A 15,579-nucleotide genomic window follows, 5' to 3' on the forward strand; every position below is an offset into this window, starting at 1 on the left:
ATCGTGTCGCGCGATGCGACGTTTCCTCATGTCCCTCTCCGTTCCGATGATCGCCGCGACGATGGTCTGGGCGCAGCCGCCCGATCTCGACGCGATCGAGGGCGACCCCTCGCGCGGGCTGGCGCGGGCGTTCGAGGACCTTTCGCGGGGATCCTTCACGGATGCGATCGACGCGGCGGGACTGTCGGGCCCGGTGGCGCGCGACGTGATCGAATGGATCCGTCTGCGCGACGGACGCGGCACGTTCGAAGAGGCGCTGGGTTTTCTGAGGCGCAATCCGGACTGGCCGGGGCTCGACCTGCTGCGCCGACGCTCGGAAGAGACGGTGCCGCCGGTGATCGCCGACGACGCGACGGCGCAAGACGTCGTCGACTTCTTCGGCGGCGCGGAGCCCGTTTCGGGGGCCGGCACGCTCGCGCTCGTGCGGGCGTATCGCCAGCTCGGGCGTGAAGGCGATGCCGAGGCGCAGGCGGCGCTTGCATGGGTCGAGCGGTCGCTGGGCGAGGGGGCGGAGGACACGCTTCTCGCGTTCTATCCCGACGCGCTTCGGGCGCTGGAGTCCGCGCGGGCCGACCAGATGTTCTGGGACGGCGCGGACGCCGCGCTGCGCCGTGCGATCGGGCGCGACCTGCCCGAGGAGGCGCGCCAGCGCGCCGCCGTGAGGCTCGCCGCCCGCGGGGGCGGATTGCCCGCCGATCTGTCGCCGGAGATGGCGGCCGACCCAGGCGTCACGCATCTCCAGTTCCGCGCGGCGATGGACGCGCGCGACCACGACCGCGCGATCGCGATCCTGAGGCGTCAGAGCGTCAGTGCCGAGACGCTCGGCCGGCCCGATGCCTGGGCGCGGGACCGTCGGGACCTCGTGCGGCGTCAGCTCCGCGCGGGCAACCCGGAGATCGCCTATGACATCGCGGCGCATCACTGGCTGAGTGAGGGTGCGAGTTTTGCCGATCTCGAGTGGCTGTCTGGATTTCTCGCGCTGCGCTACCTCGAGCGTCCGGATGTGGCTCTTGCGCATTTCGAGCGGTTCGGCGCAGCGGTCGGCACGCCGATCTCGCTCGGGCGGGCGGGATACTGGACGGGCCGCGCCTACGAGGCGCTGGGCCGGCAGGCCGAGGCGCGCTCGGCCTACGAACGCGGAGCGGAGCATCAGACAAGCTTCTACGGATTGCTTGCCGCGGAGAAGCTCGGACAGCCACTCGATCCCGAACTGATGGGGCTGCAGACCTATCCGCCGATGGCCGAGGCCGCGTTTCGCGGCAGCACCGTGCTCGAGGCCGGGCTGGCGTTGCAGGCGGCGGGACAGAGGGATCTTGCCGAGCGGTTCCTGACCCATCTGAGCGAGAGCCTGGACGAGGAGGAGATCGGCACGCTCGCGCAGCTGGTCCTCGATCTGGGCGAGCCGCATATCGCGGTGATGATCGCCAAGCGCGCCGCCGAAGGCGGGATCACGCTGCCGCGTCCCTATTATCCGGTGGTCGAGATGGGAGTGGCCGAAAATCCGGTCGAGTTGGCGCTGGCGCTTTCGATCGCGCGGCGCGAATCCGAATTCGATCCCGGCGTGGCGAGCGGCGTCGGCGCGCGGGGTCTGATGCAGCTCATGCCCGGAACGGCGCGCGACGTGGCACGGGGCCTCGGTCTGCCCTATTCGTCGGACCGGCTCTTCTCCGACCCGGGCTACAACGCGACGCTCGGCACGGCATATCTCGCGGGTCTCATTGAGCGGTTCGGGGATAATCCGGTGCTCGTCTCCTCGGGCTACAATGCCGGGCCGGGACGTCCGAGCCAGTGGATCGCGGCCAACGGAGATCCACGCGAGGACACGGTGGACGTGATCGACTGGATCGAGCTCATCCCCTTCGACGAGACCCGCAACTACGCGATGCGGGTGGCCGAATCGATGCCTGTCTATCGTGCGCGCCTGACCGGAGAGGCGGGCGCGCTGCACTTCACCGAGATGTTGAAGGGGCGCTGAAAGGGCATCCGGCGGGTTCCCGCTTTCATCAAATTAAAACTTTACGGCTATAGCGCGCGTACCTAAGGGCAACGCTTATCCGCACACGCAACCAATTCGCCCTGCACGGGGCAGGAGGTCGATCTTGGCCAAGGGCATCGATACCAGGAAGGGGCGCGAGGAGCTTTCGCGCACCAGAGCCGAAAGCCGGTCGCTCTTCTGGACGGTGGGGATCTTCAGCCTGTTCGTGAACCTGCTGATGCTGACCGGACCCCTCTACATGCTTCAGGTCTACGACCGGGTGCTGGGCTCGCGATCGGAAGCGACGCTCGTCGCGCTGACGGCACTCATGGCGTTCCTGTTCCTGGTGATGGGGATCCTCGATTATGCACGGGGGCGGATTCTTGCGCGTATCGGGGCGCGGTTCCAGGCGCGGCTCGATCGGCGGGTCTTCGCGGCCATGGTCCGCAAATCGGCGGTCCTGCCCGATTCAGACGCCGAGACGAACAACCTGCGCGATCTCGAATCCGTGCAGAGGCTGCTCTCGACCCCAGTGCTGACCGCGCTGTTCGACATTCCGTGGACGCCGATCTTCCTCGGGGTCATCGCGATCCTGCACCCGTGGCTGGGGATTCTCGCGCTCGGCGGGTCGCTGCTGCTGATCGGGGTGGCCGCTCTGAACCAGATGACGACGCGCCATCCGGTCGCGGCGGCCAATGCCGCGCAGGTCCGCGCCGAGCGGATGTCGGAGCAGATCCGCCAGGAGGCGGAGATGGTCCGCTCGCTCGGGATGCAGCACGCGACCTTCGACCGCTGGCAGGTTCTACGCAGCCGATCGCTCGACGAGACGATCACGGCGAGCGACATGGGCGGACGGTTCACGACGCTGACCAAGACGTTCCGGCTGTTCCTGCAATCCGCGATGCTGGGCCTCGGGGCCTATCTCGTGCTCGGGGGCGAGATGACGGCGGGCGGCATGATCGCGGGCTCGATCCTGCTGGGCCGCGCGCTCGCACCCGTCGACATGGCGCTCGGGCAATGGTCGTTGTGGCAACGGGCGCAGCAGGGGTGGTCGAACCTCGCCGAACTTCTGGCGACCGTTCCCGAAGAGCCCGCCCGCACCGCGCTGCCCCGCCCGGCCGCAAAGCTGTCGGTCAATCAGGTCACGATCATTCCGCCGGGCCAGCAGCAGGCCTCCGTCAGGATGGTGTCCTTCGACGTGGGGCCGGGCGAGGCGCTCGGCATCATCGGTCCGTCGGGTTCGGGCAAGTCGACCATCGCGCGCGCCATCGTCGGCGTCTGGCGTACGGCGGGCGGCAAGATCCGGCTCGATGGCGCATCGCTCGACCAGTACGAGCCCGACGTGCTGGGACAGCATATCGGCTATCTGCCGCAGCGCGTGCAGCTTTTCGACGGGACCATCGCGCAGAACATCGCGAGGATGCAGCCCGATGCGCGCGACGAGGACATCGTGGAGGCCGCGCAGAAGGCCGCCGTTCACGAGATGATCCTGAAGCTGCCAGACGGGTACGACACGCAGGTCAGCAGCGCGGGCGGCAGGCTGTCGGGGGGCCAGGTCCAGCGCATCGGCCTTGCCCGTGCGATGTTCGGCAATCCCGTGATGCTGGTCCTCGACGAGCCGAACTCGAACCTCGACAACGAGGGATCGGTGGCGATGAACGCCGCGATGAAGGCGGTGAAGGAGGCGGGCGGCGCGATCATCATCATGGCGCATCGCCCCTCGGCCATCGAAAGCTGCGAGAAGCTCCTCGTGATGGAGAACGGCATGCGCCGGGCCTTCGGGCCGAAGGACGAGGTCCTTCGCGAGGTCACGAAGAACTACAAGCAGATCCAGAAGGCACCTCAGGGAGGCGTGTCATGAGCAAGGGCAAGGAAATCGCGAAGATCAAGCCGGCCCAACTGCCCGCGACGCAGGCCCGCGACGGAGGCGGCGCGGCGGCGGAAAGCACGCGACGATGGTCGGCCCGCGGCCCCGTGGTTCTGGGGCTCGCGGCGCTCCTTTTCCTCGTGGGGGGCTTCGGAGGCTGGGCCGCCATGACGGAGATCTCGGGCGCGATCATCGCGTCCGGCCGGATCGAGGTCGAGCGCAACCGCCAGGTCGTTCAGCATCCCGATGGCGGCGTCGTGACCGAGATCCTCGTTGACGAGGGCGACAGGGTCGAGGCGGGCGACGTGCTCGTCCGGCTCGATACCGTTCTTCTGAGCAACCGGCTCGCCACGGCGCGCAGCCAGCTCCACGAGATCCTCGCGCGGCGTGCGAGGCTAGAGGCGGAGCGCGACGGTGCCGACGAGCTGTCCGTGCCCGAGACGCTGCGCGATTCGGGGCCCGAGGGGGAAGAACTGGTCGCGGGGCAGCGCAGCCTCTTCGAGGCTCGCCGCGAGACGAACGCGCAGCTGAAGACGCAGCTTCAGGGGCGCAGCACGCAGATCTCGCGGCAGATCGACGGGATCACATCGCAGCAGGCGGCGCTGGAATCGCAGCTCTCGCTCATTCAGGAAGAGCTTGCCGATCAGCAATCGCTCTTCGACAGAGGTCTCGCGCAGTCGAGCCGTGTGCTGTCCCTGCGCCGCGAGGAGGCACGCCTGCAGGGTCAGGTGGGCGAACTCGGGGCGAGCGCCGCGGAAGCCGGAGAGCGCATCGCTGAGATCGACACCCAGATCCTCGGGCTCGACACGCAGCGCCGGGAGGAGGCGATCACCGAGTTGCGCGATCTGGGCGTGCGCGAATTCGAGGTCCGCGAGGAGGTCGACAGCCTCAGCGAACAGCTGGCCCGGACCGAGATCCGCGCCCCTGTCGGCGGGATCGTCTACGGCCTTACCGTCTATGCCGAGCGGTCGGTCGTGCGTCCGGCTGACCCGGTCGCCTATATCGTGCCGCAGGATCGGCCGCTCATCATCGCGGCGCAGATCGACCCCATCAACATCGATTCGGTCGATGTCGGACAGGAGGTCACGCTGAGGTTCAGCACCTTCGACGCGCGCACCACGCCAGAACTCTTCGGCGAGGTCCTGCAGATTTCTGCCGACAGCTTCGTGGACGAGGCGAGCCAGCGGAACTATTACCGCGCCGAGATCGCGCTGAAACCCGGCGAGATGGAACGTCTGCCGGAGAACCGGATCCTGATCCCGGGCATGCCGGTCGAGACCTTCCTGCGAACCGAGGACCGCACGCCGATCGCCTATCTGGTCAAACCGCTGGCCGACTACTTCAACAAGGCATTCCGCGAAAGCTGAGGAAACGACATGAGCAAGATCGAAGACAGGCTGGCCGAACTGGGCGTGACCCTTCCCGAGGCACCGACCCCGGCCGCCAACTACGTGCCCTACGTGATCGTGGGCGACATCGTCCACGTCTCGGGCCAGGTCAGCATGGAGGCGGGAACGCTCCTGACCGGCAAGGTCGGGCAGGATGTGTCGGTCGAGGAAGGCGCACGGGCTGCCCGGCTCTGCGCGATCAGCCTGCTGGCTCAGGTGAAGGCCGCCTGCGGCGGCGAGCTCGACCGTCTTGTGCGGGTGGTCAAGTTGACGGGCTTCGTCAACTCGACGCCGGAGTTCACCGACCAGCCCAAGGTCATCAACGGTGCCTCCGACTTCCTGGCCGAAGCGCTGGGCGATGCAGGGCGGCATGCGCGTTCGGCGGTCAGCGCCGCGTCGCTTCCCATGGGCGTCAGCGTCGAGATCGAAGGGATCTTCCAGATCGCATGACGCTGCCTCTCGCGTTCCTCGACCGGCCGATCGCGCATCGCGGGCTTCATGACCGCGATGCCGGCCGGATCGAGAACGGCGAGACCGCCTTCCGGGCCGCGATCGAAGCAGGCTACGGCATCGAACTCGACGTGCAGGCGAGCGGCGATGGCGTGCCCGTGGTATTCCACGACGCGGATCTCGACCGTCTGACCGACGAGACCGGCCCGGTCCGTGCCCGAAGTGCGGCCGAACTCTCGCGAATCGCGCTCGGCGGCGGGGGCGACACGATTCCCACGCTCGAACGCGTGCTCGATCTCGTGGCGGGGCGCGTTCCGCTTCTCATCGAGATCAAGACACAGGCCGAAAGCGGCGAGGCCTTGGCCCGCGCGATGGTGGAATGCGTCCTACGGGCACGTCAGGTCCACGACGCGCCAGCCGCCGTCATGTCCTTCGATCCAGATCTCGTCGCGCACCTGCCGCTTGGCATCCCGCGGGGCATCACCTCGATGGCGGCGTCGGGGTATCCGGCGGATCTTTCGCCTGAGAAGCGCACGGCACTTGGCCGGATCGCTGATTACGAGAGGATCGGTGCCGACTTCGTAAGCCACGATCACCGCGATCTCGCCAATTCCCGCCTCGGGGACCTCGCGAAGACCGGGGCCACGATCCTCTGCTGGACGATCCGCACGCCTGCAGAAGAGGCGTCGGCGCGTCGCGTGGCGCACAATATCACCTTCGAGGGCTATCGTCCGGCTTGAACCCTTGGCGGGTTGGGCCACCTTCTCCGGCCATGTCAGACCAGCTCCTGGAACTCACCGCTCATTCAAGCCTCGCCGAGATCGACCCGGCGGACTGGGATGCCTGCGCCTGTCCCGAGGCCGCGGATGGACGTCCGCGCGATCCCTTCACGACGCATCGGTTCCTCCTCGCGCTAGAGGCTTCGGGATCGGTGGGTCCCGGGACGGGCTGGCAGCCGCAATATCTCGCCGCGCGGATGGGGGGGCAGCTCATTGCCTGCGCACCGCTCTATGCCAAGGGGCATAGCCAAGGCGAATATATCTTCGATCACAACTGGGCGCATGCCTACGAACGGGCGGGCGGACACTACTACCCCAAGCTGCAGATCGCGGTGCCCTTCACACCCGCGACCGGCCGCCGTCTGCTGATCCGCGCGGGCTTCGAAGAGGCGGGGCGCGCGGCGCTGCTGCAGGGCGCGCTCAGGATCGCCAGCGACAACGAGCTGTCGTCGTTGCACATAACCTTTTGCACCAGGGACGAGGCCGAGACGGGCGAGGAGATGGGTCTGCTCAGACGCACCGGGCAGCAATATCACTGGCTCGATCAGGATTATGGCGATTTCGCGGGCTTCCTGGCCTCGCTCTCGAGCCGAAAACGCAAGAACATCCGCAAGGAACGCGAGACCGCACAAGCCTTCGGCGGCGAGATCCGCATCCTGACCGGAGACGAGATCCTGCCCGAGCACTGGGACGCATTCTGGCGTTTCTACCAGGATACCGGCGCGCGCAAATGGGGTACGCCCTACCTTACCCGCGAATTCTTCGAGATCGCGCAGGAGCGGCTGCGAGACGATATCCTGCTGATCATGGCTTTCCGCGAGGGACGGCCGATCGCAGGCGCGCTCAACTTCATAGGTCGTGAAACGCTCTACGGTCGCTACTGGGGTTGTGTGGAGGATCACAACGCGCTCCATTTCGAACTCTGCTATTATCAGGCGATCGACTGGGCGCTGGCGCATGGGCTGACCCGCGTCGAGGCCGGCGCGCAGGGCGAGCACAAGATCGCGCGCGGCTACCTGCCTGTGCCGACCCATTCGCTCCACTGGATCGCCGACGAGGGTTTCGCCCGCGCGGTCGAGCAGTATCTCGTGGCCGAGCGTGCCGCGGTCGACGAGGAGATCGAGGTCCTGACGAGCTATGGTCCGTTCCGCAAACCGCAGGGAGAGCCAGAATGACCCTTCTCATGACGCCCGAAGAGCGGGATGAGGCGCTCGAACCTCTTCTCGAGAACGGCTGGACGCTCGGACCCGGGCAGGATTCGATCTCCCGGACGTTCCGGTTCCGCGACTTCGCGGCGGCCTTCGGCTGGATGAGCGAGGTGGCGATTCGGGCCGAAAAGATGAACCACCACCCCGAATGGTCGAACGTCTACCGCACGGTGAAGGTGACGTTGACAACTCATGATGTGGGTGGTCTCTCCCGCCTCGACATAAATTTGGCGCATCAGATGGACGATATTTTCAGATGATCGAAGACATCTTCACCTATCCGATCATGGGCGGCACGGCGCTTGCGGACTTGCTGACCCTCGAATTCCTCGTTTCGCTGCTTGGCGACGTGCTGGCTGCGATCGTGATCCTCACGATCGGCTTCCTGCTGGGCGGTTGGGCCGGCCGGCGCATCCGCTCCATCGGCGGACGCACCCAGCATCTCGACGAGACGCTATTCAACTTTCTCGGTAATATCGTCCGCTACATCATTCTGGGCTTCTCGATCCTGTTCGTGCTGAACACCTTCGGGGTCCGTACGACAAGCGTTGTGGCGGTGATCGGTGCGGCGGGTCTGGCCATCGGCCTCGCGCTGCAGGGAACGCTGTCGAACGTTGCGGCGGGCGTGATGATCATCTTCTTCAGACCGATCAAGAACGGCGATTTCGTCGAGATCAGCGGCCAGATGGGTACGGTGAAGGACATCTCGCTCAACTTTACCGAACTCGCCTCGATCGGGAACGTCCAGATCATCATCCCCAACAGCCAGGTCTGGGGAAACACGATCGTCAATTATTCGGTCTACGATCTCCGCCGCGCGGAATGGACATTCGGCGTCGGCTACGGTGCCAATCTGGGTCAGGCCGAGAAGGTCATCCGCGAGACGATCATGTCCGATGCCCGGTCGATGACCGATCCCGAACCGTTCATCCAGATCAACAATCTGGGGGATTTCTCCTGCGATTTCCTGGTGAGGGTCTGGTGCAAGTCGGCCGATTACTTCGCCTATCAGGCGGATATGAAGCGTAGGGTGAAGGAGCAGCTCGACGCGCACGACGTGCCGATCCCGTTCCCCACGCGCACTCTGCACACCCACGAGGGCGATCCGCCGACCCCCGTCCACACGCTCAGTGCCTCATCCGAAGAGGACGTGGTGCGCGAGGACGAGGAGCTTACCTGAAGCATCAGAGGGTGGCGAGGAGCGCTTCGCCACCCGACATGTCGCAGGTGCCCGCGCCTTCTTCGACATGAAGCGTGACGACATGACCGTCATCCACCACCATCGCGTAGCGGCGCGAGCGATCGTAGAAGCCCACGGGCGGCGCGGTGAATTCCAGGCCGATGGCCTTGGTGAAGTCCGATCCCGCATCGCTCAGCATCGTGATCCCCGCAGCCGCGGCACCTGTGCTGTCGCCCCAGGCGCGCATCACGAAGGGATCGTTCACGGCGATGCAGGCGATCTCGTCTATGCCCCTGGCCACGAAATCGTCGCGCGTGCGGATGAAACTCGGCACGTGGGCGGTCGTGCAGACGCCCGTATAGGCCCCCGGAAGGCCGAAGATGACGATCTTGCGCCCCTTCGTCAGGGTTGCGAGCTCGACCCCCTCGGGGCCGTCATCGCCCATCCGGAGAAGCGTTGCGTTCGGGAGCCTGTCGCCTTCGGCGATAGTCATGGGCCAGATCCTTTCGGGAGATTGCCTTGGTCCTCGGCCCGGTTATAGGGTGGCCCCCGCATCATCGCCAGATCGGGGAACCCCCTCATGTCGCATATCGTCGTCCTCGGCGCGGGACAGGCCGCAAGCGCGCTGATCGGACGCCTGCGTCAGGAGGGGTTCGAGGGCGAGATCACCCTCGTCGGGGCAGAGCCGGTGCCTCCATACCAGCGCCCGCCGCTTTCCAAAGGGTATCTTTTGGGCGACTTCGCGCGCGAACGGCTCTTCCTGCGATCGGATGCCTTCTACGACGACAATCGCGTGCGGCTGATGCTGGGAACGCCCGCGTCGGATCTCGACACCGATGCAAGGACGGTGCGCGTGGGTGAGGAGGTCCTGCACTACGACCAGCTCGCCATCTGTACCGGTCTTCTGCCGCGCACCTTGCCGGAGGAGATGGGTGGCACGCTCGACGGCGTTTTCACGATCCGCACCCTCGCCGATATCGACCGGATCGAGCCACGGCTCGGATCCGCGTCGCGCATGCTGGTCGTCGGTGGCGGCTACATCGGGCTGGAAGCGGCGGCGGTCGCGCGCAAGCTCGGGGTCGAGGTGACGCTGATCGAGGCGGCACAGCGGATCCTGGGACGTGTGGCCGCGACCGAAACGGCCGGCTACTTCCGCGAACTTCATCGCCGCAACGGTGTCGAGATCCGTGAAAGCACCGCGTTGAAGCGCCTCACGGGCGCGGCGGGGACCGTCACGGGGGCCGAGCTCGAGGACGGGAGTCGCATAGATTGCGACCTGGTGATCGTGGGGATCGGGATGATCCCGCGTTGTGCCATCGCCGAAGAAGCGGGGATCGAAGTCGACAACGGCGTGGCGGTCGATGCGCGCGGGCGCAGCTCGGATCCGCATGTCTGGGCCGCGGGGGACTGCGCCTCGCTGTCGATCCGGGGGCAGCGTCTGCGCATCGAATCGGTCGGGAACGCGATCGACATGGGCGAGCAGGTTGCGCGCAACATGCTGGGCGCGGACGAGGATTACCTGCCCGCGCCGTGGTTCTGGTCGGACCAGTACGACGTCAAGCTGCAGATCGCAGGGCTCAATCACGGCCATGACCGTGTCGTTGCACGACCCGGCAAGTCCGAGGGAGAGCGGTCACATTGGTATTACCGTGATGGCGCACTGATCGCGGTCGATGCGATGAACGACGCGCGAGCCTACATGATCGGCAAGCGTTTGATCGAGGCCGGAAAATCGGCTCCGCCCGACGTGATCGCCGACCCGGAGGCCGACCTGAAGCCGCTTCTTTCAAGGTGAGGATCATCGGCGGCATCCACCGCGGGCGCGCCCTCAGCCCGGTCGGACGGGGGGATCCCGCCGCGCATCTGCGCCCGACGACCGATCGCGTGCGCGAGGCGCTTTTCAACGTGCTGTCGGGCGGACGCTTCGGCGATCCGGTGACGGGGGCGCATGTGCTCGACCTTTTCGCGGGGACGGGGGCGCTGGGCCTCGAAACCCTGTCGCGTGGCGCGGCCTCGGTCTGTTTTGTCGAGAGCGGGCGCAAGGCGCAGGCCATCCTGCGCCGGAATCTGACGCTTCTGGGGGTCGAGGGCCGAATCGTTACACGCGATGCGACGCGGCTCGGGGCTGCACCGCGGGCGTTCGACCTCGTGTTTCTCGATCCGCCCTACGGCATGGGGCTGGGCGAACGGGCGGTCGAGGCTGCGTTATCGCAGGGTTGGATCGAGGATGGCGCCCTCATAGTCTGGGAAGAAGCCGCGCCGCCCATCCTGCCCCGCGCACTCGACCCGCTGGATCAACGTAAATACGGGGACACTCACGTCACGTTCGCGCGCGTGGCACTGGGGTAATCGCGAGCCACACTCGCGATGGCGATCTCAGGTATAGGTGGGGTGGAACAGCCCCTTGGGCGACAGGGTGAAGATCTCGGCACCGTCCGCGCGCACACCCACGGAATGCTCGAACTGCGCCGAGAGCGACTTGTCGCGCGTCACCGCGGTCCAGTCATCGGCCAGAACCTTCGTCTCGGGGCGGCCAAGGTTCACCATCGGCTCGATCGTGAAGAACATCCCTTCCTCGAGCCGTGCACCGGTTCCGGGTCGGCCGTAATGCAGCACGTTCGGGGGCGCATGGAACACCCGCCCGAGGCCGTGGCCGCAGAAGTCGCGCACCACAGACATGCGCTGCGCCTCCACATAGGACTGGATCGCGTGGCCGATATCGCCAAAGGTCGCGCCCGGCTTCACCGCCTCGATCCCCAGCATCAGCGCATCATGCGTCACGTCGAGCAGTCGCTCGGATTTCCGTGACAGCTTGCCCGCGACGAACATGCGGCTGGTGTCGCCGTACCAGCCATCGACGATCACCGTCACGTCGACGTTGAGGATATCGCCGTCCTTCAGGACCTTGTCGCCCGGAATGCCGTGACAGACGACGTGGTTCACGCTGATGCAGCTGGCGTGGCGGTAGCCCTTGTAGCCAATCGTGGCAGATGTCGCCCCTGCAGCCTCGACCGCTTCCTCGATCGCGCGGTCGAGCGCACCGGTCGTGGTCCCCGGCACGACGAGCGGTGCCAGATCGTCGAGGATCGACGCGGCAAGTGCCCCGGCTCGGGCCATGCCGCCGAAATCGTCCTGATCGTGGATCCGGATGCCGTCTTTCGTCAGGCGGCCGCGGTTCGTCTCGTCCACGGAAATGCGCTCCTGTTTCGATGCAGCGGAAATATAGCCGTCCAACCTCTCGATTGCCAGCCCGGGGGGTGGGCGTTGGAAACCGTCCCCGCGCGGCCTAGAACGTGAGCGACCCGCAAAGGAGCGCAGCCATGCCCAATCCCACCGCCGCGATGCTGGTCATCGGAGACGAGATCCTCTCGGGTCGCACGCGCGACAGCAACATGCATCATCTGGCCGGCCGCCTGACAGAGCACGGGATCGACCTGGTCGAGGCGCGGGTGGTGGCCGACCGGGCCGAAGCGATTACCGAAGCCGCGCGGGCGCTCTCGGTGGCCTATGACCATGTCTTTACCTCAGGCGGCATCGGGCCCACGCATGACGACATCACGGCCGACTGCATTGCTGCGGCAGGCGATGCGGCGATCGACGTGCGCGAGGATGCCCGCGCCATCCTGCAGGCGCATTACGATGCGCGCGGATCGGAGCTGAACGAGGCGCGGCTGCGGATGGCGCGCATTCCTGATGGCGCGGTGTTGATCGAAAACCCGGTTTCCGCCGCGCCGGGTTTCACGCTTGGCAACATCCATGTCATGGCGGGCGTGCCGAAGATCTTCGAGGCGATGCTGGCCGGGTTGCTGCCCCGGCTCAAGGGCGGCGCACCGATGCAGAGCCGGCAGATCCGCGTCGATCGCGGCGAGGGCGATATCGCCGGGCCGCTTTCCGAGGTGGCGCGCGCCCATCCCGAGATCAGCGTCGGATCCTATCCATTCACGACCGAAGACGGCTTCGGCGTCAACGTGGTGATCCGTGGAAGCGACCCGGCCGCACTGGATGCGGCGATGGAAAAGCTCCGGGGGCATTTCCCCGAAGGACGGGAATGACACTTTCGGCGGGTCAGGTCGACGCGCTACTCGCCGCGACATGGCCGCCGGCGGCGACCCGCACGCTCGGGCCATGGACCTTGCGCGACGGGGCGGGCGGCGGCAAGCGCGTCTCGGCGGCCTCTACCGATGTGCGGGTGACCGAGACCGATATAGATGCCGCCGAACGCGCGATGGACGATGCGGGGCAGCAGGCGCTCTTTCAGGTCAGGGCTGGACAGGAGGATCTCGACCGGCGTCTGACCGACAGGGCCTATCTGACGCTCGATCCGACCAACCTCTATGAATGCCCTGTCGAGACGCTTTCTGCGATCGAACCCGGGCCAGTCACCGGCTTTTCCGTCTGGCCGCCGCTCGAAATCCAGAAGGAGATCTGGGCGGCGGGCGGCATCGGTGCCGCGAGGCTCGCCGTGATGGAGCGGGTGAGTTGCCCGAAGATCACGATCCTCGGGCGGATGGACGACCAACCGGCGAGCACGGTCTTCGCAGCCGTCCACGAGGGTGTTGCCATGATCCACGCGCTGGAGACGGCAAAGCGTCTGCGCCGCCGGGGATCGGGGCGGCTCACGCTGATCCACGCCGCGCGCTGGGCCGAAGCGCAGGGCGCGCGAAGCATGGCGCTGCTCGTCACGCGGGCGAACGTTGGCGCGAATGCGATGTATATAGCGTCAGGAATGGCCGGTCGGCCATGTTACCATTACCGCATACGACCCTGACGGTAACTTCCGCGTCGGATCGAATCCGGCGGACGCGACGTTGGACTTTCGTGATGATCCTCGCGAGACGACATAGATGATCGCCGTTTTCTTTCACCGCAGGAACGCATGATCCGGGCGCGCGTCGCGATATGCGTCCTTTCGCTGACGGCGATGCCGGTCTGGGCAGTTGATCTGCCGCTGCCGGGCAATGCGGTCGAAGTAGCCCGTATCGAGGAAGAGGGGGTGGCGCTGGATCTGCCACTCGGTCCCTGGAACGGAGCAAACGTGCCGACCCTCGGCGTCGAGGGGGATGCAAGACGGGTGGTCTGGCAGATCCCGGGACAGGCGACCGCTCGCCAGATTATCGAGGCGCTGCGCCCCGCGCTCGAGGATCAGGGGTGGCGGGTCGTCTTCGAATGCCGCGACGCGGTCTGCGGCGGTTACGATTTCCGGTTTTCCACCAACACGTTGCCCGCGCCCGAAATGTATGTGGATCTCGGGAACTATCGCTATCTCCTTGCCGAGAAGGAAACCGGATCGGCACTGTCGCTCATGGTAAGCCAGGCGGGCCGGATCGCTTTTGTCCAGGCAACCGAAATCGACCCCGCCCCGGTGTCGGAGCCCGCGTTGGTCGCCTCTTCGAAGTCAGTGGAAAGGACCGAGGAGGATCTGTCGGGGACGCTGGACAGGGAAGGGCGCGCCGCGCTCGAAGGGCTGGTCTTCGAAAGCGGTGCGGTCACGCTGGGCGAGGGGGCGGACGATACGCTCGAAGCGATTGCCGCATATCTCGATATGCATCCGGATCATCGGTTCGCGATCGTCGGGCATACCGACAGTCAGGGCTCGCTGGACAGCAATATCACGCTGTCCGAGCGGCGCGCGCGGACGGTGCGGCGCGCGCTGATCGATGTCCACGACGTGTCGCCCGCGCAGATCGAGGCACGGGGGATCGGCTCCCTCGCGCCGCGCGGGTCCAACGAGAGCGGCGAGGGGAGGCAGGCCAACCGTCGGGTCGAGATCGTCAGGATCGATTGAGCGCTACCAGTCGTCCGGACCTTTCTCGGCGAAGGCCCCGACGAGGAAGTCGATAAAGGCGCGCACCTTGGGCTGTGTGAACCTTCCTGGCGGATAGACGGCATAGATGCCCTGCGTCTCGACCGGCAGGTCCGGGATCGCTTCCTCGACCAGCCCGTCTTCGATTGCCTTGGAGCACAGGAACGACGGCAGGTACGCGATTCCAAGCCCCGAGATCGCGGCGTTGAGGAGGGACTGGCCGTCATTGACGGCAAGCCATCCCCCGGTGCGGACCTGGCGACGCTCTCCAGATGGTGCGGTAAGCTTCCAGACCGCGCCGTTCGACTGCGTGGAATAGTGCAACAGCTTGTGATCGCTCAGATCGTCGATCCTCAGCGGTCGGCCGAACCGTTGGAAATAGGACGGGGAGGCCACCATTCGCTTGGACGTCTCGGCAAGTTTGCGCGCGCGCAGTGAGCTGTCCTCCAGCTCTCCGATGCGGATCGCCATGTCGAACCCCTCGGAAATGAGCTCCACGTAGCGGTTGTTGAGGATCATGTTGATGCTGATATCGGGAAAATCACCCAGAAAATCGCCGAGGATGTGGCTCAGGTGATTGACACCGAAATCGGTCGCCACGCTGATCCGGAGCAGCCCGGAGGGTGCGGATTGCATCGAGGTCACGAGCTTGTCGGCCTCGCCTGCATCGTTCAGGACCCGCCGCGCGCGGTCGTAATAGGCAAGACCGATCTCCGTCGGGCTGACCCGCCGCGTCGTGCGGTTGAGAAGCCGCGCCCCGAGCCGCGCCTCGAGCGACGAGACATGTTTCGAAATCGCCGATTTCGATATTCCCATCTTGCGCGCCGCATCGGTGAAGCCACCCTGATCGACAACGGTGGCGAAGGCTTCCATCTCGGTCAGTCTGTCCATGTTCGGGTCTCGATCGCTTTTTCGTTTCCTGTCCCAAG

At 66.1% G+C, this 15,579-nt stretch carries 16 protein-coding genes; 13 read left to right on the forward strand and 3 right to left on the reverse strand.

Translation table 11 applies throughout. From position 1 onward, the window contains the following. Positions 1-28 precede the first annotated feature (28 nt). The 8 genes from RVY76_RS13470 (at position 29) to RVY76_RS13505 (ending at position 8,847) form a co-directional block, all read left to right on the forward strand. On the forward strand, positions 29-1,975 hold the full coding sequence (locus RVY76_RS13470) for a lytic transglycosylase domain-containing protein (RefSeq protein ID WP_317374662.1): 1,947 nt from the start codon (positions 29-31) through the stop codon (positions 1,973-1,975). 124 nt (positions 1,976-2,099) lie between these two features. Beyond that, positions 2,100-3,836, forward strand: a complete 1,737-nt coding sequence (locus RVY76_RS13475) for a type I secretion system permease/ATPase (protein ID WP_317374664.1) — start codon at positions 2,100-2,102, stop codon at positions 3,834-3,836. Then, positions 3,833-5,209, forward strand: coding sequence for an HlyD family type I secretion periplasmic adaptor subunit (locus RVY76_RS13480; protein ID WP_317374666.1), 1,377 nt, complete (start codon positions 3,833-3,835; stop codon positions 5,207-5,209). The genes RVY76_RS13475 and RVY76_RS13480 overlap by 4 nt, the downstream gene beginning before the upstream one ends. A gap of 9 nt (positions 5,210-5,218) precedes the next feature. Next, a complete protein-coding gene (locus tag RVY76_RS13485; RefSeq protein WP_317374668.1) occupies positions 5,219-5,680 on the forward strand; it encodes a RidA family protein in 462 nt (153 codons plus the stop codon). Beyond that, the gene (locus RVY76_RS13490) at positions 5,677-6,420 is read left to right on the forward strand and encodes a glycerophosphodiester phosphodiesterase family protein (protein ID WP_317374670.1); all 744 of its coding nucleotides are present in this window, start codon (positions 5,677-5,679) and stop codon (positions 6,418-6,420) included. The genes RVY76_RS13485 and RVY76_RS13490 overlap by 4 nt, the downstream gene beginning before the upstream one ends. A 32-nt stretch (positions 6,421-6,452) precedes the next feature. Then, a complete protein-coding gene (locus RVY76_RS13495; protein ID WP_317374672.1) occupies positions 6,453-7,634 on the forward strand; it encodes a GNAT family N-acetyltransferase in 1,182 nt (393 codons plus the stop codon). Further along, positions 7,631-7,927, forward strand: a complete 297-nt coding sequence (locus RVY76_RS13500; protein ID WP_317374674.1) for a 4a-hydroxytetrahydrobiopterin dehydratase — start codon at positions 7,631-7,633, stop codon at positions 7,925-7,927. Before RVY76_RS13495 ends, RVY76_RS13500 begins: the two co-directional genes overlap by 4 nt. Further along, the gene (locus RVY76_RS13505; RefSeq protein ID WP_317374676.1) at positions 7,924-8,847 is read left to right on the forward strand and encodes a mechanosensitive ion channel family protein; all 924 of its coding nucleotides are present in this window, start codon (positions 7,924-7,926) and stop codon (positions 8,845-8,847) included. Before RVY76_RS13500 ends, RVY76_RS13505 begins: the two co-directional genes overlap by 4 nt. 4 nt (positions 8,848-8,851) lie before the next feature. Here the strand turns inward: RVY76_RS13505 and RVY76_RS13510 are convergent, their stop codons facing one another. Beyond that, positions 8,852-9,340, reverse strand: a complete 489-nt coding sequence (locus RVY76_RS13510; protein WP_317374678.1) for a peroxiredoxin — start codon at positions 9,338-9,340, stop codon at positions 8,852-8,854. A gap of 87 nt (positions 9,341-9,427) precedes the next feature. Between RVY76_RS13510 and RVY76_RS13515 the strand changes: the two genes are divergently transcribed. Together RVY76_RS13515 and rsmD are read left to right on the forward strand one after the other, a co-directional pair. Further along, the gene (locus tag RVY76_RS13515) at positions 9,428-10,642 is read left to right on the forward strand and encodes an NAD(P)/FAD-dependent oxidoreductase (RefSeq protein WP_317374679.1); all 1,215 of its coding nucleotides are present in this window, start codon (positions 9,428-9,430) and stop codon (positions 10,640-10,642) included. Next, complete coding sequence (gene rsmD, locus RVY76_RS13520) at positions 10,639-11,196, forward strand: 16S rRNA (guanine(966)-N(2))-methyltransferase RsmD (RefSeq protein WP_317374680.1); 558 nt, start codon at positions 10,639-10,641, stop codon at positions 11,194-11,196. Before RVY76_RS13515 ends, rsmD begins: the two co-directional genes overlap by 4 nt. Before the next feature lie 27 nt (positions 11,197-11,223). Here the strand turns inward: rsmD and map are convergent, their stop codons facing one another. Then, the gene (gene map, locus RVY76_RS13525; RefSeq protein ID WP_317374682.1) at positions 11,224-12,036 is read right to left on the reverse strand and encodes a type I methionyl aminopeptidase; all 813 of its coding nucleotides are present in this window, start codon (positions 12,034-12,036) and stop codon (positions 11,224-11,226) included. A 131-nt stretch (positions 12,037-12,167) separates the two neighbouring features. Here map and RVY76_RS13530 point away from each other — a divergent pair, with 131 nt between their 5' ends. The 3 genes from RVY76_RS13530 (at position 12,168) to RVY76_RS13540 (ending at position 14,632) form a co-directional block, all read left to right on the forward strand. Then, positions 12,168-12,899 carry a competence/damage-inducible protein A gene (locus RVY76_RS13530; protein ID WP_317374684.1) on the forward strand — a complete coding sequence of 244 codons (732 nt, stop codon included), beginning with the start codon at positions 12,168-12,170 and terminating at the stop codon, positions 12,897-12,899. After that, a complete protein-coding gene (locus RVY76_RS13535; RefSeq protein WP_317374686.1) occupies positions 12,896-13,615 on the forward strand; it encodes a GNAT family N-acetyltransferase in 720 nt (239 codons plus the stop codon). The genes RVY76_RS13530 and RVY76_RS13535 overlap by 4 nt, the downstream gene beginning before the upstream one ends. Positions 13,616-13,723: 108 nt before the next feature. Continuing rightward, entirely contained in the window at positions 13,724-14,632 is a 909-nt protein-coding gene (locus tag RVY76_RS13540; RefSeq protein WP_317374687.1) for an OmpA family protein, read from the forward strand. A 3-nt stretch (positions 14,633-14,635) separates the two neighbouring features. Here RVY76_RS13540 and RVY76_RS13545 read toward each other — a convergent pair whose 3' ends face one another. Next, positions 14,636-15,541 (reverse strand): LysR family transcriptional regulator, encoded by a 906-nt coding sequence (locus tag RVY76_RS13545; RefSeq protein WP_317374688.1) that lies wholly within the window; start codon positions 15,539-15,541, stop codon positions 14,636-14,638. Positions 15,542-15,579: the final 38 nt, after the last annotated feature.

This window comes from Palleronia sp. LCG004, from assembly GCF_032931615.1.
In the GTDB taxonomy this organism is placed as follows: Bacteria; Pseudomonadota; Alphaproteobacteria; order Rhodobacterales; family Rhodobacteraceae; genus Palleronia.